This window comes from Acinetobacter sp. CIP A162 (assembly GCF_000367905.1).
GTDB lineage: Bacteria > Pseudomonadota > Gammaproteobacteria > Pseudomonadales > Moraxellaceae > Acinetobacter > Acinetobacter lwoffii.
Genome location: NZ_KB849157.1, coordinates 314,320 through 334,512 on the forward strand (window position 1 = coordinate 314,320; position 20,193 = coordinate 334,512).

The 20,193-nt window shown below is 44.8% G+C and carries 30 protein-coding genes and 1 pseudogene; 29 read left to right on the forward strand and 2 right to left on the reverse strand.

Annotation, left to right across the window (positions count from 1 at the left end; genetic code table 11):
* Positions 1-13 precede the first annotated feature (13 nt).
* The 24 genes and pseudogenes from rpsS (at position 14) to F995_RS01865 (ending at position 12,481) form a co-directional block, all read left to right on the forward strand.
* Positions 14-289, forward strand: a complete 276-nt coding sequence (gene rpsS, locus F995_RS01755; RefSeq protein ID WP_004281508.1) for a 30S ribosomal protein S19 — start codon at positions 14-16, stop codon at positions 287-289.
* 11 nt (positions 290-300) lie between these two features.
* Entirely contained in the window at positions 301-630 is a 330-nt protein-coding gene (gene rplV / locus F995_RS01760; protein WP_001982638.1) for a 50S ribosomal protein L22, read from the forward strand.
* A 1-nt stretch (position 631) separates the two neighbouring features.
* Positions 632-1,448: pseudogene (gene rpsC, locus F995_RS01765) on the forward strand (30S ribosomal protein S3).
* Entirely contained in the window at positions 1,388-1,801 is a 414-nt protein-coding gene (gene rplP, locus F995_RS01770; RefSeq protein WP_004281506.1) for a 50S ribosomal protein L16, read from the forward strand. The pseudogene rpsC and the gene rplP overlap by 61 nt, the downstream one beginning before the upstream one ends.
* Positions 1,801-1,998, forward strand: coding sequence for a 50S ribosomal protein L29 (rpmC, locus tag F995_RS01775; protein ID WP_004281505.1), 198 nt, complete (start codon positions 1,801-1,803; stop codon positions 1,996-1,998). Before rplP ends, rpmC begins: the two co-directional genes overlap by 1 nt.
* Positions 1,995-2,252: a 30S ribosomal protein S17 gene (gene rpsQ, locus F995_RS01780; RefSeq protein WP_004281504.1), complete on the forward strand. Its 258-nt coding sequence runs from the start codon at positions 1,995-1,997 to the stop codon at positions 2,250-2,252. Before rpmC ends, rpsQ begins: the two co-directional genes overlap by 4 nt.
* A 91-nt stretch (positions 2,253-2,343) precedes the next feature.
* Positions 2,344-2,712, forward strand: coding sequence for a 50S ribosomal protein L14 (gene rplN / locus F995_RS01785; protein ID WP_004281503.1), 369 nt, complete (start codon positions 2,344-2,346; stop codon positions 2,710-2,712).
* Between the two features lie 9 nt (positions 2,713-2,721).
* Positions 2,722-3,039: a 50S ribosomal protein L24 gene (gene rplX / locus F995_RS01790; protein WP_004281502.1), complete on the forward strand. Its 318-nt coding sequence runs from the start codon at positions 2,722-2,724 to the stop codon at positions 3,037-3,039.
* A gap of 16 nt (positions 3,040-3,055) precedes the next feature.
* Positions 3,056-3,592, forward strand: a complete 537-nt coding sequence (gene rplE, locus F995_RS01795; RefSeq protein WP_004645057.1) for a 50S ribosomal protein L5 — start codon at positions 3,056-3,058, stop codon at positions 3,590-3,592.
* A 9-nt stretch (positions 3,593-3,601) separates the two neighbouring features.
* Positions 3,602-3,907 (forward strand): 30S ribosomal protein S14, encoded by a 306-nt coding sequence (gene rpsN, locus F995_RS01800; protein ID WP_004645058.1) that lies wholly within the window; start codon positions 3,602-3,604, stop codon positions 3,905-3,907.
* Between the two features lie 12 nt (positions 3,908-3,919).
* The gene (gene rpsH, locus F995_RS01805) at positions 3,920-4,315 is read left to right on the forward strand and encodes a 30S ribosomal protein S8 (RefSeq protein ID WP_004281499.1); all 396 of its coding nucleotides are present in this window, start codon (positions 3,920-3,922) and stop codon (positions 4,313-4,315) included.
* Between the two features lie 13 nt (positions 4,316-4,328).
* Positions 4,329-4,862, forward strand: coding sequence for a 50S ribosomal protein L6 (gene rplF, locus F995_RS01810; protein ID WP_004645059.1), 534 nt, complete (start codon positions 4,329-4,331; stop codon positions 4,860-4,862).
* A 14-nt stretch (positions 4,863-4,876) separates the two neighbouring features.
* Positions 4,877-5,227: a 50S ribosomal protein L18 gene (gene rplR, locus F995_RS01815; protein ID WP_004281497.1), complete on the forward strand. Its 351-nt coding sequence runs from the start codon at positions 4,877-4,879 to the stop codon at positions 5,225-5,227.
* 2 nt (positions 5,228-5,229) lie between these two features.
* Positions 5,230-5,727 carry a 30S ribosomal protein S5 gene (gene rpsE, locus F995_RS01820; RefSeq protein WP_004281496.1) on the forward strand — a complete coding sequence of 166 codons (498 nt, stop codon included), beginning with the start codon at positions 5,230-5,232 and terminating at the stop codon, positions 5,725-5,727.
* 6 nt (positions 5,728-5,733) lie between these two features.
* Entirely contained in the window at positions 5,734-5,910 is a 177-nt protein-coding gene (gene rpmD / locus F995_RS01825) for a 50S ribosomal protein L30 (RefSeq protein WP_004281495.1), read from the forward strand.
* Positions 5,911-5,913: 3 nt separating this feature from the next.
* Positions 5,914-6,354 carry a 50S ribosomal protein L15 gene (gene rplO, locus F995_RS01830; RefSeq protein ID WP_004281494.1) on the forward strand — a complete coding sequence of 147 codons (441 nt, stop codon included), beginning with the start codon at positions 5,914-5,916 and terminating at the stop codon, positions 6,352-6,354.
* Between the two features lie 45 nt (positions 6,355-6,399).
* Complete coding sequence (secY, locus tag F995_RS01835) at positions 6,400-7,719, forward strand: preprotein translocase subunit SecY (protein ID WP_171057005.1); 1,320 nt, start codon at positions 6,400-6,402, stop codon at positions 7,717-7,719.
* Positions 7,720-7,738: 19 nt separating this feature from the next.
* Positions 7,739-7,855, forward strand: a complete 117-nt coding sequence (rpmJ, locus tag F995_RS16215; RefSeq protein WP_000867907.1) for a 50S ribosomal protein L36 — start codon at positions 7,739-7,741, stop codon at positions 7,853-7,855.
* Between the two features lie 105 nt (positions 7,856-7,960).
* Positions 7,961-8,317, forward strand: coding sequence for a 30S ribosomal protein S13 (rpsM, locus tag F995_RS01840; protein WP_004281492.1), 357 nt, complete (start codon positions 7,961-7,963; stop codon positions 8,315-8,317).
* A 19-nt stretch (positions 8,318-8,336) separates the two neighbouring features.
* Complete coding sequence (rpsK, locus tag F995_RS01845) at positions 8,337-8,723, forward strand: 30S ribosomal protein S11 (RefSeq protein WP_004281491.1); 387 nt, start codon at positions 8,337-8,339, stop codon at positions 8,721-8,723.
* A gap of 12 nt (positions 8,724-8,735) precedes the next feature.
* Positions 8,736-9,362: a 30S ribosomal protein S4 gene (rpsD, locus tag F995_RS01850; protein WP_004281490.1), complete on the forward strand. Its 627-nt coding sequence runs from the start codon at positions 8,736-8,738 to the stop codon at positions 9,360-9,362.
* Positions 9,363-9,378: 16 nt separating this feature from the next.
* Positions 9,379-10,386 (forward strand): DNA-directed RNA polymerase subunit alpha, encoded by a 1,008-nt coding sequence (locus F995_RS01855; RefSeq protein WP_004281489.1) that lies wholly within the window; start codon positions 9,379-9,381, stop codon positions 10,384-10,386.
* A gap of 18 nt (positions 10,387-10,404) precedes the next feature.
* Entirely contained in the window at positions 10,405-10,770 is a 366-nt protein-coding gene (gene rplQ, locus F995_RS01860; RefSeq protein WP_004281488.1) for a 50S ribosomal protein L17, read from the forward strand.
* A 220-nt stretch (positions 10,771-10,990) separates the two neighbouring features.
* The gene (locus F995_RS01865) at positions 10,991-12,481 is read left to right on the forward strand and encodes a flavin-containing monooxygenase (RefSeq protein WP_004645062.1); all 1,491 of its coding nucleotides are present in this window, start codon (positions 10,991-10,993) and stop codon (positions 12,479-12,481) included.
* 60 nt (positions 12,482-12,541) lie between these two features.
* On the opposite strand, the gene F995_RS01870 is transcribed toward F995_RS01865, so the two are convergent.
* The gene (locus tag F995_RS01870) at positions 12,542-13,714 is read right to left on the reverse strand and encodes an acyl-CoA dehydrogenase family protein (protein ID WP_004645063.1); all 1,173 of its coding nucleotides are present in this window, start codon (positions 13,712-13,714) and stop codon (positions 12,542-12,544) included.
* A gap of 183 nt (positions 13,715-13,897) precedes the next feature.
* Here F995_RS01870 and F995_RS01875 point away from each other — a divergent pair, with 183 nt between their 5' ends.
* The 5 genes from F995_RS01875 to F995_RS01895 all read left to right on the forward strand — a co-directional run bounded on the left by F995_RS01875 (position 13,898) and on the right by F995_RS01895 (position 19,230).
* Positions 13,898-14,155 (forward strand): FAD assembly factor SdhE, encoded by a 258-nt coding sequence (locus tag F995_RS01875; protein ID WP_004645065.1) that lies wholly within the window; start codon positions 13,898-13,900, stop codon positions 14,153-14,155.
* Positions 14,148-14,534 (forward strand): hypothetical protein, encoded by a 387-nt coding sequence (locus F995_RS01880; RefSeq protein WP_004645066.1) that lies wholly within the window; start codon positions 14,148-14,150, stop codon positions 14,532-14,534. The genes F995_RS01875 and F995_RS01880 overlap by 8 nt, the downstream gene beginning before the upstream one ends.
* A 535-nt stretch (positions 14,535-15,069) precedes the next feature.
* Positions 15,070-16,110: a hypothetical protein gene (locus tag F995_RS01885; RefSeq protein ID WP_004645068.1), complete on the forward strand. Its 1,041-nt coding sequence runs from the start codon at positions 15,070-15,072 to the stop codon at positions 16,108-16,110.
* 67 nt (positions 16,111-16,177) lie between these two features.
* Positions 16,178-16,750 (forward strand): rhombosortase, encoded by a 573-nt coding sequence (gene rrtA / locus F995_RS01890; RefSeq protein WP_004281478.1) that lies wholly within the window; start codon positions 16,178-16,180, stop codon positions 16,748-16,750.
* A gap of 197 nt (positions 16,751-16,947) precedes the next feature.
* Positions 16,948-19,230, forward strand: coding sequence for a TRAP transporter large permease subunit (locus F995_RS01895; protein ID WP_004645069.1), 2,283 nt, complete (start codon positions 16,948-16,950; stop codon positions 19,228-19,230).
* Positions 19,231-19,291: 61 nt separating this feature from the next.
* Here F995_RS01895 and F995_RS01900 read toward each other — a convergent pair whose 3' ends face one another.
* The gene (locus F995_RS01900) at positions 19,292-20,173 is read right to left on the reverse strand and encodes a DMT family transporter (protein WP_004645070.1); all 882 of its coding nucleotides are present in this window, start codon (positions 20,171-20,173) and stop codon (positions 19,292-19,294) included.
* Positions 20,174-20,193: the final 20 nt, after the last annotated feature.

Here is a 20,193-nt window from a genome sequence, read left to right on the forward strand (position 1 = left end):
AAGGAATCTGACAATGCCTCGTTCTCTGAAAAAAGGCCCATTCGTCGATGCGCACTTGTTCGCTAAGGTTGAAGCGGCTATCGCGGCTAATAACCGTAAGCCGATCAAAACTTGGTCGCGTCGTTCGATGATCCTCCCGGATTTTGTTGGTTTAACAATTTCTGTACACAATGGCCGTAACCACGTTCCTGTGATCGTTTCTGAGCACATGGTTGGTCACAAGCTTGGTGAATTTGCACCAACTCGTACCTATCGCGGTCACGGTGTTGACAAGAAATCTAAACGTTAATGGGTGCTATGATGGAAGTAACTGCTAAATTACGCGGTGCCGCTATCTCGGCACAAAAAGCTCGTTTGGTTGCAGATCTTATCCGCGGCAAATCTGTTGCGCACGCTCTTAACATCCTTAACTTCAGCAACAAAAAAGCTGCAGTTCTAGTTAAGAAAGCGTTGGAATCTGCGATTGCAAATGCTGAACACAATAACAGTTTAGATGTAGACGACCTTAAAGTTTCTACGATCTACGTTGATGAAGGCATGAGCCTGAAACGTATTATGCCACGTGCTAAAGGCCGTGCAGATCGTATTACTAAGCGTACTTGTCACATCACCGTTAAGGTAGGGGTTTGATATGGGTCAGAAGGTTCATCCAATCGGTATCCGCCTAGGTGTTGTGAAACGTCATAACGCTAACTGGTATGCGAATCCGAAACAATACGCTGAATACTTGCTTAAAGATCTTCAAGTTCGTGAGTTTTTGATCAAAAAACTTAAAAACGCGATGATCAGCAATATTCTTATCGAACGCCCTACAGGCGCTGCTAAAGTAACTATTAGCACTGCTCGTCCAGGTATCGTGATCGGTAAAAAAGGCGAAGATATTGAGAAACTACAACGCGAATTGACATCTATTATGGGTGTTCCTGCGCAAGTAAGTATCAATGAAATTGATCGTCCAGACTTAGACGCGCGTCTAGTTGCTGAAGCTATCGCTTCTCAATTGGAAAAACGTGTAATGTTCCGTCGTGCTATGAAGCGTGCGGTACAAAACACCATGCGTGCTGGTGCTAAAGGTATCAAAGTAGAAGTTTCAGGCCGTTTAGGTGGTGCTGAGATTGCTCGTACTGAGTGGTATCGTGAAGGTCGTGTACCTCTACATACGCTTCGTGCAGATATCGACTATGCGACTATGCGTGCTGAGACTACTTACGGTACGATCGGTGTTAAAGTTTGGATCTTCCGTGGTGAGATCTTGGGCGGCATGAAACAAGTCATGAACCCAGCTCCAGCAGAAGAGCGTCCAGCTAAACGCGGTCGTGGTCGTGGTGAAGGTCAAGAGCGTCGTGGTCGTCGCAATGATCGTTCTGCTGAAAAAGGAGAATAATCCATGTTGCAACCTAAGCGTACTAAATTCCGTAAAGTGCAGAAAGGCCGTAACACTGGTCTAGCACACCGCGGTAGCACAGTATCTTTCGGTACTATTGCACTTAAATCAGTTGAACGTGGTCAAATGACTGCGCGTCAAATTGAAGCAGCGCGTCGTACAATTAGCCGTCGTATTAAGCGTGGTGGTAAGATCTTTATCCGTGTATTCCCGGACAAGCCGATTACTTCTAAGCCTCTTGAAGTGCGTATGGGTAAAGGTAAAGGTTCTGTGGAATATTGGGTTTGCCAAATCAAACCAGGTAAAGTCTTGTACGAAATTGATGGTGTTAACGAAGAATTGGCTCGCGAAGCGTTTACGCTTGCAGCAGCTAAGCTTCCGTTTAAAACCGCTATCGTGACTCGGACGGTAATGTAATGAAAACTAAAGATCTACGTGAAAAGTCGGTAGAAGAGTTGACAGCTTTGCTTGATGAGCAACAGCTTAACCAATTCCGTCTTCGTATGGCGAAAGCAACTGGTCAATTGGGTAAATCGCATGAAGTTGCACTTACTCGTCAGACTATTGCTCGTATTAAGACCCTCCTTACCGAAAAACAGGGGAACGGACAATGAGTGATAAAACAGTCCGCACGTTAACTGGCAAAGTTGTAAGCGACAAGATGGATAAATCTATCGTTGTTCTTATTGAACGCCAAGTTCAACACCCGTTGTATGGCAAATTAATCCGCCGTTCAACAAAATTACATGCTCATGATGAGAACAACACAGCGAAAGCTGGTGATGTTGTAACCATTAAAGAAAGCCGCCCAATTTCTAAAACTAAGTCTTGGACTTTAGTTGAAGTTGTTGAAGCAGCTGCTGAGTAATTAACGTTCTTGTTGCATCATCGGTCAATTTCGAGTACTCTTTGAGCCTTTCGAAATTTCGACCGGTGTTGCTCGGTTTTGGAGTAGGGCAATGATTCAGACCGAAACTATGCTCGACGTAGCAGACAACAGTGGTGCACGCCGCGTACAATGTATTAAAGTACTTGGTGGCTCGCATCGTCGTTATGCTTCTGTTGGCGACATTATTAAAGTTACTGTAAAAGAAGCAATTCCACGCGCACGTGTTAAAAAAGGTGACGTGATGAATGCGGTTGTGGTTCGTACAAAATTCGGTATCCGTCGTGCAGACGGTTCAGTGATTCGTTTCGATGATAACGCTGCTGTTATTTTGAACAACAACAAAGCGCCGATTGCAACTCGTATTTTCGGACCAGTGACTCGTGAACTTCGTACTGAACAGTTCATGAAAATTATTTCATTGGCTCCTGAAGTTCTATAAGAGGCGATCATGGCTAAGATTAAAAAAGGCGATCAAGTAATTGTGATCGCAGGTAAAGAAAAAGGCAAACAGGGTACTGTTCTGTCTGTTTCTAATGACCGTGTTAAGGTTGAAGGCCTTAACTTGGTGAAGAAGCATCAGAAGCCAAACCGTGCTACAGGCGCTGAAGGTAGCGTTGTAACTCAGGAAGCTTCGCTTCATATTTCAAACGTGGCAGTTTTTAATGCTACAACCCAAAAGGCTGACCGTGTTGGTTACCAAGTGATTGATGGCGTGAAAACTCGCGTATTCAAATCAAATGGTGAATCAGTGGCGGTAGCGAAGTAATAGGTTGATATAGGCCATGGCCAGACTTAAAACACGTTACAACGACGAACTTAAAGCTCAATTACAAGAAGTATTGGGCGTTAAGAATGTGATGGAGATTCCTCGCATCACTAAAATCACGATCAACATGGGTGTTGGCGCAGCTGCTGCTGACAAAAAACTCCTTGATGGTGCTCTTTCAGATATGCAAGCTATCGCTGGTCAAAAACCAGTACTTACGTTAGCTCGTAAATCAATCGCTGGTTTTAAAATCCGTGATGGTTGGCCGATCGGTTGTAAAGTTACTTTACGCGGCGAACGTATGTACGAATTCTTGGACCGTTTGATCTCGATTGCGATCCCTCGTATCCGTGACTTCCGTGGTTTCTCTGCGAAATCATTCGACGGTCGTGGTAACTACTCAATGGGTCTTAAGGAACAAATCATGTTCCCTGAAATCGATTTTGACAAGATTGATCGTATTCGTGGTATGGATATTACCATTACTACGACTGCTCGCACCGATGACGAAGGCCGTGCGCTTATGCGTGCATTCGGCTTCCCGTTCAAATAAGAGGTCGATATGGCTAAGAAAGGTATGATTAATCGCGAATTGAAACGCGAAGCTACTGTTGCTAAATACGCTGTAAAACGTGCTGAATTAAAAGCTGTTATTGCAAACGTAAATGCATCAGACGAAGAACGTTTCGAAGCGATGATGAAATTACAAGCATTACCACGTAATGCATCTCCAGTACGTCTACGTAACCGTTGTGGTTTAACTGGTCGTCCTCATGGTTACTTCCGTAAGTTCGGTTTAAGCCGTAACAAATTACGTGAAACAGTAATGCAAGGTGATGTACCTGGCGTTGTTAAGGCAAGCTGGTAAGGAGCACTATAGATGAGTATGCAAGATACCGTTGCCGACATGCTAACACGTGTTCGTAACGCACAAATGGCAAAGAAACAAACTGTTTCTATGCCTAATTCTAAGTTGAAAGTAGCAATTGCTAACTTACTTCAACAAGAAGGTTATATTTCAAACGTAGAAGTTGCGGATGCTGAAGGCAAACCAACTCTTACTTTGACTTTAAAGTATTTCGAAGGCAAACCAGTTATCGAAACTGTGAAGCGCGTAAGCCGTCCAGGTCTACGTCAGTATCGCGGTAAAGATGCACTTCCTAGCGTTAAGCAAGGTTTAGGTATTGCAATTGTTTCTACAAGCAAAGGCATCATGACTGATCGCGCTGCACGTGCTGCAGGCGTTGGTGGTGAAGTTATTGCTTTTGTTTCTTAATAGGTGATTCCTCATGTCTCGTGTGGCTAAAGCCCCAGTAACTGTACCTAACGGTGTAACAGTTACTCAGAACGGCCGGCAGGTCGAAGTGAAAGGCACTAAAGGTACATTGTCTTTCAACCTGCATGCGCTGGTCGAGCTTAAACAGGAAGACGGTATTCTAGCTATTGCTCCAGTACAAGAGTCGAAAGACGCTTGGATGCAAGCTGGTACTGCTCGCGCTGTGCTTAACAACCTTGTAAAAGGTGTTAGCGAAGGTTTCGAACGTAAGTTACAGCTTATCGGTGTTGGTTATAAAGCTGCGGTTAAAGGTGACGTTGTTCATCTTAACCTTGGTTTCTCTCATCCGATCGATTATGCACTTCCTGCAGGTGTAACTGCTGAAACTCCAACTGCAACTGAAATCATTCTTAAATCTGCTGATAAAGCAGCTTTAGGACAGGTTGCTGCAGATATCCGTGGTTACCGTCCACCAGAGCCATATAAAGGCAAAGGTGTTCGTTATTCTGACGAAGTTGTACTTCGTAAAGAAGCTAAGAAGAAATAAGGCGCGAGGTTCTTATGAACGAAAAGAAACAATCCCGTTTGCGTCGTGCGAAAAGCACACGCTTGCACATCCGTGCATTGGGTGCGACTCGTTTGTGTGTAAACCGCACTCCGCGTCACATCTATGCTCAAGTTATCTCTGCAGATGGTGGCAAAGTATTAGCGCAAGCTTCTACTTTAGACGCTACTCTACGTGCGGGTACAACTGGTAACGTTGAAGCAGCTCAAAAAGTAGGTGCTTTAATCGCAGAACGCGCTAAAGCAGCTGGTGTTACTAAAGTTGCATTTGACCGTTCTGGTTTTAAATATCATGGTCGTATCAAAGCCTTGGCTGATGCTGCTCGTGAAAACGGCTTGGAGTTCTAATCATGGCTAAAGTTGAACAAAACGAAGGTCTTGTTGAAAAGCTGGTTGCCGTTGATCGTGTAGCCAAAGTTGTTAAGGGTGGTCGTATCTTCTCTTTCACAGCATTAACTGTTGTGGGTGATGGTAATGGTCGCGTAGGTTTTGGTCGTGGTAAAGCACGTGAAGTTCCAGCTGCTATCTCTAAAGCACTTGAAGCTGCTCGTCGCAATATGATTACTGTTGACCTTGTTGATGGTACGTTACAGCACCCAATTCATGCACGTCACGGCGCTAGCCGCGTATTCATGCAGCCTGCCTCTGAAGGTACAGGTGTAATTGCTGGTGGCGCTATGCGTGCAGTTCTAGAAGCTGTAGGCGTACGTAACGTGTTGACTAAATGCCGTGGTTCTACTAACGCTGCTAACGTAGTAAACGCAACTTTCAATGGTTTGCGTGATATGACTACTCCTGAAAAGGTTGCTGCGAAACGTGGTCTTTCAGTAGAACAAATTCAAGGGTAATCAATCATGAAAACGATTAAAGTTACCCAGACTAAATCTGCATCGCACCGCTTGAAAAATCACAAGCTTAGCCTGCAAGGTTTAGGTCTGCGTCGTATTGGTCATACTGTAGAAGTGTTAGACACACCTTCTAACCGTGGTATGATCAACCAAGTCTACTATATGGTTAGTGTAGAGGAATAAGCCATGACTCTGCGTTTAAATACAATTGCACCTGCAGAAGGTGCTAAACGTGACAACCTTCGTTTAGGCCGTGGTATCGGTTCTGGCGTTGGTAAGACCGGTGGCCGTGGTGTCAAAGGTCAAAACTCACGTAAGAGCGGTGGTACTCGTCCAGGTTTCGAAGGCGGTCAAACAGCACTTTATCGTCGTTTGCCTAAATTCGGCTTCACTAGCCAATTGGCTTTGAAAACTGCTGAAGTACGTTTATCTGAGCTTGCTAAAGTTGAAGGCGACATCGTGTCTCTTGAAACTTTAAAAGCTGCGAACGTTGTACGTAAAGACATGATCCGTGCTCGTATCGTACTTTCTGGTGAAATTACTCGTGCATTCACTGTTCAAGGTGTTGCATTGACTAAAGGCGCTAAAGCTGCTGTTGAAGCTGCTGGCGGCAAAGTCGAGGAGTAATCCCCAGTGTCTATGACTCCTAGTTCTTCAGGTCATGTCAACATGATGAAAGGCCAACCATTTCATGTGAAATACCGTGAAATTATTCGTCGAATGATGTTTCTCATTGGTGCGTTGTTGGTGTTTCGACTAGGAGCGCATATTCCAGTACCAGGCATCAATAATGCTGCGTTAGAAAACTTGTTTAATGCAAACCAAGGTACCATCCTTGGTTTGTTTAACATGTTCTCTGGTGGGGCATTAGAACGAATGTCTATTCTTGCTCTCGGGATCATGCCATACATCTCTGCATCGATTATCGTGCAGTTGATGTCAACTGTGGTTCCTTCGCTGGAAGCTTTAAAGAAAGAAGGCGAGCAAGGCAAACGTAAAATTAATCAATACACACGACAAGGCACATTATTCTTAGCGCTAGTACAGGCGGTAGGTATGTGTGCAGGCCTGATCAGTCAGGGGATTACCCTGAATACTGGTTTGGCTTTTTATGTTCCTGCAGTAACCTCATTGGTTGCGGGGACCATGTTCTTGATGTGGTTGGGTGAACAGATTACCGAGCGTGGGGTGGGGAATGGTATTTCCATGATCATCTTCGCGGGTATTGTTGCCGGATTGCCTAATCTGATTATGCAATCTTTCTCATCTGTAGATAATGGCCAGACCAGCCTGATTGGCTTGGTAATTTTTGGTTTGTTATCTCTGGGTGTTTTGGCAGCGATCGTGTTTATCGAGAAAGCGCAACGTCGTATTCCGGTAAACTATGCTCAAAAACAACAAGGTCGTCGTGTATTTACTGCACAGCAGACACATTTGCCATTAAAAATTAATATGGCGGGTGTGATTCCGGCAATTTTTGCCAGCTCATTGCTTTTGTTCCCTGCGAGCTTAGGTCAGTGGGTGGGTAGTGCAGATCCAAATGCTGGATTTATTAAGCGTAGCCTGCAAGATGTAGCATTGGTGTTGTCGCCTGGTCAGCCGTTGTATTTGGTGCTCTTTGGTGCGTTAATTATCTTTTTCTGTTACTTCTATACAGCACTGGTATTTAGTCCTAAAGAAGTGTCAGAGAACTTGAAACGCAGCGGAGCTTACGTGCCTGGTATACGTCCAGGTGAGCAAACTGCTCGTTACTTAGATCATATTCTCAATCGTTTGACGTTTATTGGCGCGATTTATATCGCAGTCATTTGTTTGATGCCGATGGTATTGCAAAGTTCATTTGGTATTCCATTCTATTTGGGTGGTACCTCTTTGCTGATTGTTGTGGTAGTAGTGATGGACTTTATGGCTCAGCTGCAATCACACCTCACTTCGCACCAATACGATAATCAAACGTTAATGAGAAAAACGACTGCTCATCCTAAGGGATAAGCGCACTTGAGGTTTCATCATGAAAGTACAAGCTTCTGTTAAGAAAATTTGTGGTAGCTGTAAAGTTATCCGTCGTAATGGGGTTATCCGCGTAATTTGTAGCGCAGAACCTCGTCATAAGCAGCGTCAAGGTTAATCTGATTAAGACCTGTTGATTTCTGTAGGCGAATTAGGTTATTATCCGCCCCTCAAGATTTTTGTGGGGCGGTTGATTATCTACTGCCTTTTTGGAGAAAATTGAATGGCTCGTATTGCCGGTGTAAACATTCCGGATAACAAGCACGCTGTTATCTCTCTAACGTATATCTTTGGTATTGGTCGCCATACTTCAAAAGCTATCTTAGCTGCTGCTGGTATTGCTCCAACTACTAAGATCCGTGAATTAGATGACGCTCAGCTTGATGCGATTCGTGCAGAAGTTGCTAAGGTTCCGACCGAAGGTGATTTACGTCGCGAAATTTCCATGAACATTAAACGTTTAATGGATCTAGGCTGCTACCGCGGTCTTCGTCATCGTCGCAGCTTGCCTGTCCGCGGTCAACGCACCAAAACTAACGCTCGTACCCGTAAAGGTCCGCGCAAACCTATTAAGAAATAAGATTTCTGGAAGCTAAAAGATGGCTAAAGATACTCGCGCACGCAAGAAGGTCACTCGTACCGTCTCTGAAGGTGTCGCACACATTCACGCTTCTTTTAATAACACCATTGTGACTATTACCGATCGTCAAGGTAATGCACTGGCTTGGGCCACTTCAGGTGGACAAGGCTTCCGTGGATCACGTAAATCAACTCCGTTCGCTGCTCAGGTAGCTGCTGAAGTTGCTGGTAAAGCTGCTTTAGACTACGGTTTGAAAAACTTGGACGTCCTTGTAAAAGGTCCTGGTCCTGGTCGTGAATCTGCGGTTCGTGCTTTAGGTGCAGTGGGTTATAAAATTAACAGCATTACCGATGTGACGCCAATCCCGCACAACGGTTGCCGTCCACCTAAAAAACGTCGCGTGTAAGGAGAAACATTCATGGCTCGTTATATTGGTCCAAAATGCAAACTCTCTCGTCGCGAAGGGACAGACCTGCAACTTAAATCAGGCGTTAAACCGTTTGATGTTAAGACAAAAAAACATGCGAAAGTTCCTGGCCAACACGGCGGGGCTCGTGGTGGTAAACAATCTGAGTACTCACTACAATTACGTGAAAAACAAAAAGTACGTCGCATGTACGGTGTTTTAGAGCGTCAATTTAGTAACTACTATAAAGAAGCTGCTCGTGTTAAAGGCGCAACTGGTGAAAACCTGTTGAAGCTACTTGAAAGCCGTCTTGATAACGTTGTTTATCGTATGGGTTTCGGTTCTACTCGTGCAGAAGCTCGTCAGTTAGTATCTCACCGTAGCATCACTTTGAATGGCCGTCGTGTTAACATTGCGTCTATCCAAGTTAAAGCAGGTGATGTGATCGCAGTTCACGAAGGCGCTAAGCAACAATTACGTATCAAAAACGCAATTGAATTAGCTACTCAACGTGGTATGCCTTCTTGGATGGAAATTGACCATTCTAAATTAGAAGGTACGTTCAAAGCTGCACCGGATCGTTCTGATTTACCTGCTGAAATCAACGAAAGCTTGATTGTAGAATTGTATTCTAAATAATCCTTGAGGAAGCAATATGACGCGTACTGCAAATGAGTTTCTAACTCCGCAAGCGATCAAGGTCGAAGCGGCAAGCGGGACCTCGGCAAAAGTTATTCTAGAACCATTAGAGCGTGGCTTTGGTCATACTCTTGGTAATGCTTTACGTCGCATCCTTCTTTCTTCTCTACCTGGCGCAGCTGTGGTAGAAGTTGAGATTGAAGGGGTCGAGCACGAGTACAGTACTTTGGAAGGCTTGCAGCAGGACATCGTCGAGCTCTTGCTGAACCTAAAAGGATTGTCGATTAAGCTGTTCGATCAAAATGAAGCATATTTGACATTAGAGAAACAAGGTGCAGGCGACGTAACTGCGGCTGACCTTCGTTTACCTCATAATGTTGAAGTGGTTAACCCTGAACATTTGATCGGTACTTTAAGTGCCTCAGGCTCATTGAAAATGCGTCTGAAAGTGGCTCAAGGTCGTGGCTACGAGACTTCTGATTCACGCTTCCCAGAAGGCGAAACTCGCCCAGTGGGTCGCTTGCAGTTAGATGCTTCTTACAGCCCAATCAAACGTGTTTCATACACCGTGGAAAACGCGCGTGTAGAACAACGTACTGACCTTGATAAACTGATCATTGATCTTGAAACCAATGGTACTGTAGATCCTGAAGAAGCGATCCGCAAAGCTGCAACTATTTTGCAGCAACAAATTGCGATCTTCGTTGACCTTCAGAAAGATCAAGCACCTGTTGCTCAAGAGCCTCGTGAAGAAGTTGACCCAATCTTGCTTCGCCCAGTAGATGATCTAGAGCTAACTGTTCGTTCTGCTAACTGTTTGAAAGCAGAAAACATTTACTACATTGGTGATCTTGTACAGCGTACCGAAGTTGAGTTGCTTAAAACTCCTAACTTGGGTAAAAAATCGCTTACTGAGATCAAAGATGTTCTGGCTTCTAAAGGCTTACAACTCGGCATGCGTTTAGAGAACTGGCCACCGGCTAGTCTCCGTATGGACGATCGTTTCGCCTATCGTAGCCGTTAATTAAGTAGGACTATCACCATGCGTCATCGTAATAGTGGTGTGAAATTAGGCCGTACAAGCAGTCATCGTAAAGCGATGTTCCAAAACATGGCTAACTCTTTGTTCGAGCACGAGTTGATCAAAACAACTGTGCCTAAAGCAAAAGAGTTACGTCGTGTAGCTGAGCCTTTAATCACTTTAGCTAAAAACGATACAGTAGCAAACCGTCGTTTGGCGTTTGCTCGTACTCGTTCAGCAGCAACTGTTGGTAAATTATTTACCGTTCTTGGCCCTCGTTACAAAGAGCGTAACGGCGGTTATCTACGTGTTCTTAAAGCGGGCTTCCGTGCAGGTGATGCTGCACCGATGGCTTACGTTGAGCTAGTAGATCGCGAAGTTAACTAATTTCGTGAAGAATAACGCAAGTTGTTCGAAAAGGTCGGTTGAATAAACCGGCCTTTTTTATTGTCTGTATATTTTAATTTAGTCTGACTTTTAATCTCGTATAACTGGATCTGGCCTCAAAAGATAAAAAAATAACGTCTTTTTAATAAACTTGACATTGTGTATTGTCAGTTTTGTGATTTAATAAAAACAGATAGCATCGCTTAGGTAAAAAAACAACATGGAAAAGCAGGTAGATATTTTAATTGTGGGTGCGGGGATCTCGGGGATTGGTCTGGCAGCGCATCTTTCTAAACATTGTCCGCAACGCTCTTTTGAGATTATTGAACGCCGCGAAAGTATTGGTGGAACTTGGGATCTGTTTAAATATCCGGGAATCCGTTCTGATTCGGATATGTCGACTTTTGGTTTTAATTTCAAACCCTGGAAGAAAGAAAGCGTGCTTGCCGATGGCGCATCCATCAAAAATTATCTTGCTGAAGTGGTAGAAGAGTTTAAACTTCAGCCAAAAATCTATTTCCAGCATCGGGTTCTGAGTGCTAATTATGATTCTGCCACCTGCAAATGGTCAGTAGAGATTGTGGACGCACAGGGTAAGACGCAGATCTGGATCGCCAACTTTATACTGGGTTGTACCGGTTATTATAATTATGATCAGGGTTTTCAGCCGGAGTTTCCAAATCAAACTGCATTCAAAGGTGAGTTTATTCATCCGCAACATTGGCCGGAAAATTTAAACTATAAAGGCAAAAAGGTGGTCATTATTGGTAGTGGTGCGACCGCGATTACCTTGGTTCCTGCGATGGTCAAAGGTGGAGCAGGTCATGTGACCATGTTGCAGCGTTCACCGACTTATATTGCCTCTGTGCCTTCGGTCGATTTTATTTATTCAAAAATGCGTAAATATCTGCCTGAGGAGGTCGCCTACAAGCTGACACGTGCGCGTAATATCGGCATGCAGCGCGGGATTTATGCTTTGGCACAGAAACAGCCAAAATTATTAAAATCACTTTTGCTTAAATCGGTGCAATTCCAGCTGAAAGGTAAAGTGGACATGAAGCACTTTACCCCGAATTATGAACCTTGGGATCAGCGTCTCTGTGTGGTGCCGGATGGGGATCTGTTTGAAATTTTACGTGAAGGGCAGGCATCGGTTGCAACGGATCAGATAGAAACCTTGACCGAAACTGGAATTCAGCTGAAATCAGGTCAACATCTGGATGCTGATATTATTGTTTCTGCAACGGGTCTGAATATTCAAATCCTCGGCGGGATTCAGGCGACGATGGATGGTCAGCCTATCGATACCTCACAGCATATGCTGTATAGAGGCATCATGGTCAGTGATATACCAAATATGGCGCTGATTATTGGCTATATTAATGCCTCCTGGACGCTTAAAGTCGATATTGCAGCTGAGTATATTTGCCGTTTGTTGAACTATATGGATCAGCAAGGTTATGCGCAGGTGATTCCTCAGGGAGATCAGAGCGAATTGCTTCAGGATACCGTCATGGGCAGTCTCAGTTCGGGTTATATTGCCCGTGCTGCGGATGTGATGCCAAAGCAGGGTAAACATGCTCCGTGGAAAGTCAGCAATAATTATCTCGCAGACCGCAAGGAACTCAAACAGGCTTCCTTTGAAGATGGGGTGCTGAAATTTAGAAAAAACAGCAATGCTTTAAAGCATAAACCGCGTCTGGTTTCTTAAAGTTATATTTTTGCATACAGAAAAAGGAGTCCTAAGAGACTCCTTTTTTATGAATCCATTTTAAAGTGAACGGGCGATGAGTTCTTTCATGATTTCATTGGTACCCGCGTAAATCCGATTGGCACGGTTGTCGATATAGGCACGGGCAATCGGATATTCCAGCATATAACCATAGCCGCCATGCAATTGCAGACATTCATCTACGACTTTGCTGTACATTTCTGAAATCTTGTATTTGGCCGCAGCAGCGGCATCTACGCCCAGTTCGTGATTGAGTTGCAGCTGCATACAGCGATCCAGATAAGTGCGGCACACATCGATCTCGGTACGTAGTTCTGCCAGTTTAAAACGGGTATTTTGAAAATGGCTGATGCTCTTGCCAAATGCCTGACGCTCCTTGGTATATTTCACTGTATGTGCGAAAGCGGCTTCAGCGCCTGCCTGACAGATAATCGCCACAATCAGGCGCTCCCAGGCCAGTTCTTTCATTAGCATCATAAAACCCATGCCTTGCATTCCCAGCAGATTTTCTTTGGGGACACGGACATTATCAAAGAACAGCTCGCAAGTATCCTGGCCTTTCATGCCGATTTTATTCAGCGGTTTACCTTTGCTAAATCCGGCTCGGTCGGCTTCGACCATAATTAATGAGAGATTGGCCGAGCCTTTGTCACTATTCCCCGTTTTACAGACCACAATCGCCATCTCACAGAGATAGCCATTGGTAATGAAGATCTTGGAACCATTAATCACATAGTCATCGCCATCCAATACAGCAGAGGTACGGACTGCTTGCAGGTCAGAGCCAGTTCCCGGTTCGGTCATGGCAATCGCGGTGACGACCTCTCCAGACGCCATTTTGGGTAGCCAATATTGTTTTTGGCGATCATTGCCAAAATTCAGCAGATAATTGGCGACGATATCCGAATGTAGCGAAAACCCAGTCGCTGAATCTCCGGCATAGGCCTGTTCCTCAATCAAAATCATGCTATACAGCCGGTCTACGCCAGAACCGCCATATTCCTCAGGCATGGTAGCGCAGAGCAATCCAAGCTCACCGGCTTTATTCCACAGCTCTCGATCTACATGCTGCTGACTTTCATAACGCTCGGTATGTGGAATGACTTCTTTCTCATAAAATTTACGTACCGTCTCGCGAAAAGCCTCATGTTCGGTAGTAAAGAGTTGGCGCGGCAGCATCGGAGCAAGTGGGCGAATGGCTGCAGATTGCATCTTGTTATTCCTTATTTTGATCTGTTTGGTTTAACTTAGGCCATGCCAAGATCAGCAGCAATGAGCGGAATGTTCAAATGACTTAAATCTGTTGATGCTTTTGGTCATTTCTATGAAATCCCTCGAAATTCAGCCAGCGCTTCAGGTAAACTATTCGGGTTTATAACGAGTTGGGGAAATTCGATGACTGATGACATTAGCTTGGAAGAGCGCAAGGTGATTTATCGTGCGCGTCGTGGTCTAAAAGAACTGGATGTATATTTTGATCCCTACGTCAAAAACTACTACCTGAATGCTGAGCCTTTCGAAAAGCAGATGTTCGCAGAACTGGTTGAGCAGGAAGACCCGGATTTGCTGGACTGGTTTATGGAAGTGTCCGAGCCGCCACGCCCTGAACTAAAAGATTTTATCAAGAAGCTTAAATTTTACGTTCATGGATAATCGTTGCTTCAAGCTGAAACGCAGTCTGTGTGCATTGGCGTTTCAGCTGTTTATTTTTGCACTGCTGATGTATCTGTTGTATCAGTTATTACCGATTGCAATTTGGGCAGTATGTGTTGTCATAGGCTTGGTAATTTATCAGCTGTTTTATCGTAAGACGCCACAGATAGAGCAGTTTGAATATCTCGATGGACGTGAATGGTCCTTGACTACCAAAGCACGACCGACCCGTCGGGTATTCATCAGTCATGTCATTGATCATCAGGCGTATATTGTGGTGTATTTCCAGCATGCCAAGGCGCGACCTTTACTGATCTGGTGTGATCAATTGCCGTTCAAACAATGGAAGTCTTTAAAAGTACTGACTAAATTAGTTTAGTTATAAGACAAACACATTTTAATGATTTAATTAAAATGTTCATAAAACAAATATTTAGATCAACTTTCTATTTTTATTGTCAGACAAAAATTACGGTTAATGCATAACTTAGAGAAATTGTCTGACAATTTATTCCCTATGTTTTATTTTTAGCCTGTACATTTAACTCACCAACAGCAACTACGGGAGACCTTGATGGAATTTCCAGTGTGGATGTATTTGATCGTCGCGATTGTTTTAGCCTTGGTAGTAGGACGAATCGGGACGGTGCTGAAGGATAAGTTTTCATCTTAACCAAGCAGGGTTTTATCATTTTTCTGCTTGTACAGTTAATAAGTAGCATGTGCTGAACCGTCGCAATGCTACTTTTTTTTGCCCAAAATTTGGGATTCTCCTGAATACAGTCAATTGCAGCGTGGCTATTTAATGGCAAAGTGTCTCGTCTAAATTAGAGTAAATACTCTTTTATTCACAAAATGCTTCTGATATCTTTAGCAGAAAGATGGACATAATCACAATTATAGAGGACAGGAAAATGTCAGGCGTCCGTAAAATATGCCAAGGTATGGCGACCATTGCAATAACAACAACAGTTTTGACGGGGTGTTCTCAGGTCATTAAAACCGGTGCCAATGTTGCACTGGGTTTCACCGAAAACCATATTGTACCGCCGATTTTAGCGATGGATGATGCTGAAATGGTGTGTAATTCAGGGAATTCTTTAACGCCGGCCATTATGGCGACCAAAGAAATGGGGGCGGATCCAACACGGGTGGCCGTGCTGATGTATTCGGCTGCCGGTATTTGTGCCGAGCAAAAAGCGCTGGAAGCCGAGTTACGCTATTTACGTGCTTCAAAAACCAATCAGGTGGCAGAAGCTCAAGATGCCCGAATCGAGCAGAAGCGCTGGGCGACACTGGCAGCACAGCGTCAATATACCGGTTATCAACTGTTCCAGAGCCGTTATGAAAAGAAATACCAAAAAGCCCTGGGTGAAGAATGCCCACGCATGAACAGTGATATCGAGCAAACGGTTTATCTGTTGGGTATGCTCAGTGGCTTGCAGGCCATGACCAATGATATTAACTCGGGTGGTGCAGTGCATGTACCGAAAGATATTGCTGCCGTGGTCGAGCGTGGCATGGTGTGTCTGGATAACGCGAAATTCTGGGGTGCGCCGAATGCCACCCGTGCGGTGATCTGGACTTTGTTGCCAGGCGCAGGGGAAGGCAAGCCTGACCCTTACCAAACATTAAAACAATCTACACAAATTGGTGAGCAAAAAGGTGTACGTTTATCTCATGCCTTGTATGCCGTAGCGGCTCAGGCCAGTGGCGATGATGCCAAAGTTCGGGATGCCTTGAAAACCTTTGCTCAGGCCCGTACGGAGGAAAAACCGGTAAATCCGCAATTCAAGCTGATTGACAGCATGGCCGCGATTATGGTCAGTGGCATATCAGATCGTTACTGGACAGAAAATACTGGTATACGTAGTGGCGATGATGGCATGCAACGTTTCTGGGATGAATCCGACAGTTCTTCCGAGCTCGATGATCTGTTCAGTGCGGATCTGTAATGCAGATACTATGCATGAAGCTTCAGGGATGAAGTCAAATTAGATGGTCAGGGAGGACAACAGGCCGATGCTAGATCAACATTTTCGACGAAAAATTATTTTTCTAGCGGCTTTTGTCTCTCTCTCTGCATGTCTGCAAATTTTTCAGGATCATTTTATCTACTGGCAAGAGAGTCTGCTGGGTGAATTCTGGCGACTCTGGACAGCGCACTGGGTACATGTGAGCTGGATTCATTACTTTCTAAACATTCTCGCCTTTATCTGTTTACCTTTCATTTTTCCACGCGCTACCGTCTGGCATTTCTGTGCCATTTTGCTGATCTTGCCACCGTTGATCAGTTTAAGCTTTTATTTTTTCTTACCCAATATTGAAGCCTATGCTGGCCTGTCGGGCGTGCTGCATGGTGCCTATGTCGCCGTAGCCTGTGTACATTTGCTGTATAAGCGGGAACGCGGCTTTGCGGCGCTGGTATTATTTTTGATTTTTGCCAAACTGGTCTGGGAAAACACCATTGGCAATGTCGGAACGGCGCAGCTGATCGGTAGTCCGGTTTTGGTTGAGGCACATTTACTTGGGGTGATTTGGGGCGTGATTCTGGCGCTGATCTATATTGTGAGCAATTATTTTCGGGATAATTAAAGTGCAGAGATAAATAATTTACTTGGCAGAAAATACAAAAAGAAAATATAAATTGTCATTTTTATTGTGCCAATTTTCATGCAAAGTCAAAACATAGAATAAAGATCCTGACCTTTGAAAAGGAATTTTCTAGGCAGAAGGGAAGATCAGCGTCCTAGACCAAGCATCAGGCCGCTAAAATAAAAATAGGAATACACATGCAAAATAATGATCAAAACAGATCAGGATTAGGTCTGTTGCGTTATATATGGACAGAGTGGATCTCGACCTTCGTCGTGCTGGTTTTACTTTTGCTCACTTTGATTATTGGCACCGGGGAAATGATTCACGGTCAGTTGCTGCGTATGGGGGAGCGTATTTACGGCGATCCGGCAACAGGAATGCAATATTCATTTTTAAGGGCTGAGCCGACGCGTCCACAATGTGAACGCAATATTAATGTTGATCAACGCGTTCAGCAGCAGATAAAAGCCGATGCAGCCGATGAATATGCCGACTTCTTCGGGGTGCGTTCGGAAGCGGATGTCCGTGCTGCGGTGTTACAGGCACAGCAGGTCTGTGAAGAATCCTACCTGTTTTATGATAAAGCCATTCAACATGTGCAAGCTCATCCAAGTATTCGGGCTTATCGGACGTTTGAAACCTCTTTTTTTGGAATCTTCAAGTTTGGTACGGAAAACCGGGCTTTGCTTCTGGTCATCATGGTGGTCTTTGCTGCGATCAGTGCCACTCTAAAAACCCATCATATTGGCTTACGTAGCCCGAGCACGCGTATCGACTTTAAAGTTTATTCGGTCGCCATGCTGGTCGCTAATGCTTTCCTGGCATTTTCATCCTATAGCCAATATCAGTCCGTATTGAACTCGGGCGTGCCGATGGGGGAGATGAAGTACATCTACTGGTTGTGGATGATTCTGTTCAGCACACTCACCTTGATCAGCCTGTATCAGGTGATCAAACAGCCAAAACCAACGCGCGAAGGTGGCAGTTTTGGTCTGGCCTTTTTGAGTGTGCCGCTGTATGCCTATATGGCCATTACTACCGGAATAAATTTCACCTTTTTTATGGACTATCCAATGGGACAGGGGATTTACCTCGGTCAATTGGTAGAGTTTTCCAGTATTTTCCTAAATCTGGCCTTGTTTATCTGGGCCGGTATGTTGCTGAAACAGACCCGTGTCGTGGACATGTTCCTGAATATTCTGCGTCCATGGAATCTGGCCCCTGAAACCCTGACCTGGTTAATCTTGCTGGCAGCTGCATTACCGACCGCCTATACCGGAGCATCAGGGATTTTCGTAATTGCCGCAGGTGCGATTATTTACAAGGAAGTCTGGAATGCGGGCGGACGCCGTCAGTTTGCATTGGCCGCCACTGCAATGTCTGGTTCACTGGGCGTGGTTTTACGTCCTTGCTTGCTGATTGTCGTTGTGGCATCACTGAATAAAGAAGTGACCACCGACTTACTCTATCACTACGGGATTTATGTCTTCCTGCTCAGTTCGACTTTATTCCTGGTAATTTCCCTGTTCTTTGCAGAAAACAAATTCCGGATTGCTGCACCTATTGTGGCTGCTCCTCAATCCGGTCGCGCCTTCATTGCGATTATTCCATATATCGTGATTTTCATTCTGATCTGGTTATTCTATAAATATGCCTTGTCGACTGACCTGAATGAATTTACCGCACCGGTGATGATGCCAGTCATTCTGCTGATGATTGTCTTGTTCGACAAGTTGCGTCATGAACCTGCGCCGTTGCCGGCAGTGGGGCATTGGGATGAAACTTTGACCGCAACTTTAAACTCAAGATCGACACCTGAACTGGCAACAGCCGGTGCTGCGGCCAATGCAGAATATCGTGAAGCTGAACATAGCGAACAATCAGGCAAAGAACTGGTGGTTGATCATGCTGTGCAGCGCTCAAAGGCGACCGAAATTTTACGTCAAGTCGGTTTCTGGAAGTCCATGCATATTTCGACCAGTGAGACCGTGGGCCATATTGGTGCCTTGGTCATTCTGATGGCACTCTCGGTGAGTGTCGGTGGCTTGCTGGAACGTATTGAAATTATGGAAGCCTTCCCGACCGATATCAGTAGTACTATTTTGGTGATTTCACTGATTGTCGGCTTGATGATTTTTGTCGGGATGATCATGGATCCATTTGGCGCGGTGATTCTGATTTCGGCAACCGTGGCTCCAGTGGCTTACCAATATGGCATTCATCCAGTTCATTTCTGGATGATTACCCTGATTGGTTTTGAGCTGGGTTATGTGACGCCACCGGTTGCGCTGAATCATCTGCTGGCCAGACAGTCGATTGGCGATGCTGAGGTGGCTGAAGCGGATGCGGAAGTTCGCCATCTGTCTTTTTACTATCGTTATGAACGCTGGATTTTACCAGTGATAGTATTGCTGCCTGCGATGCTGATCATTGCCTATGTGCCTTATATCTTTAAACTGTTCGGCTGGTATCAATAAGAAAAAAGCAATAAAAAAGCACCTACGGGTGCTTTTTTATTGCTTTGATTTCGAATCTTGATCAAATCTTGGATGAATTCAGGCGCTTTTGTAGAATCGGGCTACACAGTAGAATCGCACAGAAAATCAGCCCCAGCCCAATCAGGCTATAAAGGTCTGGAACCTCATGCCAGAACAGAAAGCCCCACATGCCGGCAAAGAAAATCGCCACATAGTTGACCGGTCCAATTTGTCCTGCCGGAGCCAGCTTGTAGGCATTTGACATGAACAGTTGGCTGAAATTGGCCAGGATGCCAGCAGTAATCAGATAGCTGAGTTCTGTCAGAGTATAAGGTCGCCATAGCCAGAACATCGGAATTACTGAAATCAGGGTGCCAATAAAGCAGAAATAAAATACGATTTTTTCCGGAGACTCGGTTTTGGTCAGCGCTCGAACCGTGACAAACGCCATCGCCGCCAGAAAACTTGCACCCAAACCAATGACCGACATCAGGTTAATTAAACCCGAATCCGGTTTGGCAACACAGAGTACGCCGATGAAACCAATCAGAGCTGCGGCTAACATGCTTGTGGTGATTTTTTCCTTGAGAAATAGCCAGGCAATCAAAGGAATAAAAATCGGGGAAGAGTAGGTGAAGACCATGGCATTGGAGAGTTTTAAATGAGCAATGGCATAGAAAAAGCCGTACATGGCAGTCAGGCCGACCACTGCGCGCCAAGTGTGCATCCATAGTTTTTCAGTTTTGAAAAAACCAATGCCTTTATTGAAAATGAAAGGCAGGAAAATAAACAGCCCAACAAAATTGCGAAAGAAGACCACGGTAGCATTATCAATTGTTGTTGAGGCATAACGGATACAGACGCCCATGACTGAAAAGAGAAAAGCAGAGCAGGTCAGTAACAGAATGGCTTTAAGCAGATGCGGAGCGGCTGGGGCAGACATGGAAACAACTGAGCTAGAAG

Coding starts and splice junctions, on each gene's coding strand:
- rplN (WP_004281503.1), top strand. CDS start 2,344: ATGATTCAGACCGAAACTATGCTCGACGTAGCAGACAACAGTGGTGCA.
- F995_RS01885 (WP_004645068.1), top strand. CDS start 15,070: ATGTCAGGCGTCCGTAAAATATGCCAAGGTATGGCGACCATTGCAATA.
- rplP (WP_004281506.1), top strand. CDS start 1,388: ATGTTGCAACCTAAGCGTACTAAATTCCGTAAAGTGCAGAAAGGCCGT.
- rpsK (WP_004281491.1), top strand. CDS start 8,337: ATGGCTAAAGATACTCGCGCACGCAAGAAGGTCACTCGTACCGTCTCT.
- rpsS (WP_004281508.1), top strand. CDS start 14: ATGCCTCGTTCTCTGAAAAAAGGCCCATTCGTCGATGCGCACTTGTTC.
- F995_RS01895 (WP_004645069.1), top strand. CDS start 16,948: ATGCAAAATAATGATCAAAACAGATCAGGATTAGGTCTGTTGCGTTAT.
- rpmC (WP_004281505.1), top strand. CDS start 1,801: ATGAAAACTAAAGATCTACGTGAAAAGTCGGTAGAAGAGTTGACAGCT.
- F995_RS01880 (WP_004645066.1), top strand. CDS start 14,148: ATGGATAATCGTTGCTTCAAGCTGAAACGCAGTCTGTGTGCATTGGCG.
- rplV (WP_001982638.1), top strand. CDS start 301: ATGGAAGTAACTGCTAAATTACGCGGTGCCGCTATCTCGGCACAAAAA.
- rpsH (WP_004281499.1), top strand. CDS start 3,920: ATGAGTATGCAAGATACCGTTGCCGACATGCTAACACGTGTTCGTAAC.
- F995_RS01875 (WP_004645065.1), top strand. CDS start 13,898: ATGACTGATGACATTAGCTTGGAAGAGCGCAAGGTGATTTATCGTGCG.
- rpmD (WP_004281495.1), top strand. CDS start 5,734: ATGAAAACGATTAAAGTTACCCAGACTAAATCTGCATCGCACCGCTTG.
- rplR (WP_004281497.1), top strand. CDS start 4,877: ATGAACGAAAAGAAACAATCCCGTTTGCGTCGTGCGAAAAGCACACGC.
- rplX (WP_004281502.1), top strand. CDS start 2,722: ATGGCTAAGATTAAAAAAGGCGATCAAGTAATTGTGATCGCAGGTAAA.
- rpsM (WP_004281492.1), top strand. CDS start 7,961: ATGGCTCGTATTGCCGGTGTAAACATTCCGGATAACAAGCACGCTGTT.
- rpsD (WP_004281490.1), top strand. CDS start 8,736: ATGGCTCGTTATATTGGTCCAAAATGCAAACTCTCTCGTCGCGAAGGG.
- F995_RS01855 (WP_004281489.1), top strand. CDS start 9,379: ATGACGCGTACTGCAAATGAGTTTCTAACTCCGCAAGCGATCAAGGTC.
- rpsQ (WP_004281504.1), top strand. CDS start 1,995: ATGAGTGATAAAACAGTCCGCACGTTAACTGGCAAAGTTGTAAGCGAC.
- rpmJ (WP_000867907.1), top strand. CDS start 7,739: ATGAAAGTACAAGCTTCTGTTAAGAAAATTTGTGGTAGCTGTAAAGTT.
- secY (WP_171057005.1), top strand. CDS start 6,400: ATGAAAGGCCAACCATTTCATGTGAAATACCGTGAAATTATTCGTCGA.
- rplQ (WP_004281488.1), top strand. CDS start 10,405: ATGCGTCATCGTAATAGTGGTGTGAAATTAGGCCGTACAAGCAGTCAT.
- rplE (WP_004645057.1), top strand. CDS start 3,056: ATGGCCAGACTTAAAACACGTTACAACGACGAACTTAAAGCTCAATTA.
- rpsE (WP_004281496.1), top strand. CDS start 5,230: ATGGCTAAAGTTGAACAAAACGAAGGTCTTGTTGAAAAGCTGGTTGCC.
- F995_RS01870 (WP_004645063.1), bottom strand. CDS start 13,714: ATGCAATCTGCAGCCATTCGCCCACTTGCTCCGATGCTGCCGCGCCAA.
- rplF (WP_004645059.1), top strand. CDS start 4,329: ATGTCTCGTGTGGCTAAAGCCCCAGTAACTGTACCTAACGGTGTAACA.
- rplO (WP_004281494.1), top strand. CDS start 5,914: ATGACTCTGCGTTTAAATACAATTGCACCTGCAGAAGGTGCTAAACGT.
- rrtA (WP_004281478.1), top strand. CDS start 16,178: ATGCTAGATCAACATTTTCGACGAAAAATTATTTTTCTAGCGGCTTTT.
- rpsN (WP_004645058.1), top strand. CDS start 3,602: ATGGCTAAGAAAGGTATGATTAATCGCGAATTGAAACGCGAAGCTACT.
- F995_RS01865 (WP_004645062.1), top strand. CDS start 10,991: ATGGAAAAGCAGGTAGATATTTTAATTGTGGGTGCGGGGATCTCGGGG.
- F995_RS01900 (WP_004645070.1), bottom strand. CDS start 20,173: ATGTCTGCCCCAGCCGCTCCGCATCTGCTTAAAGCCATTCTGTTACTG.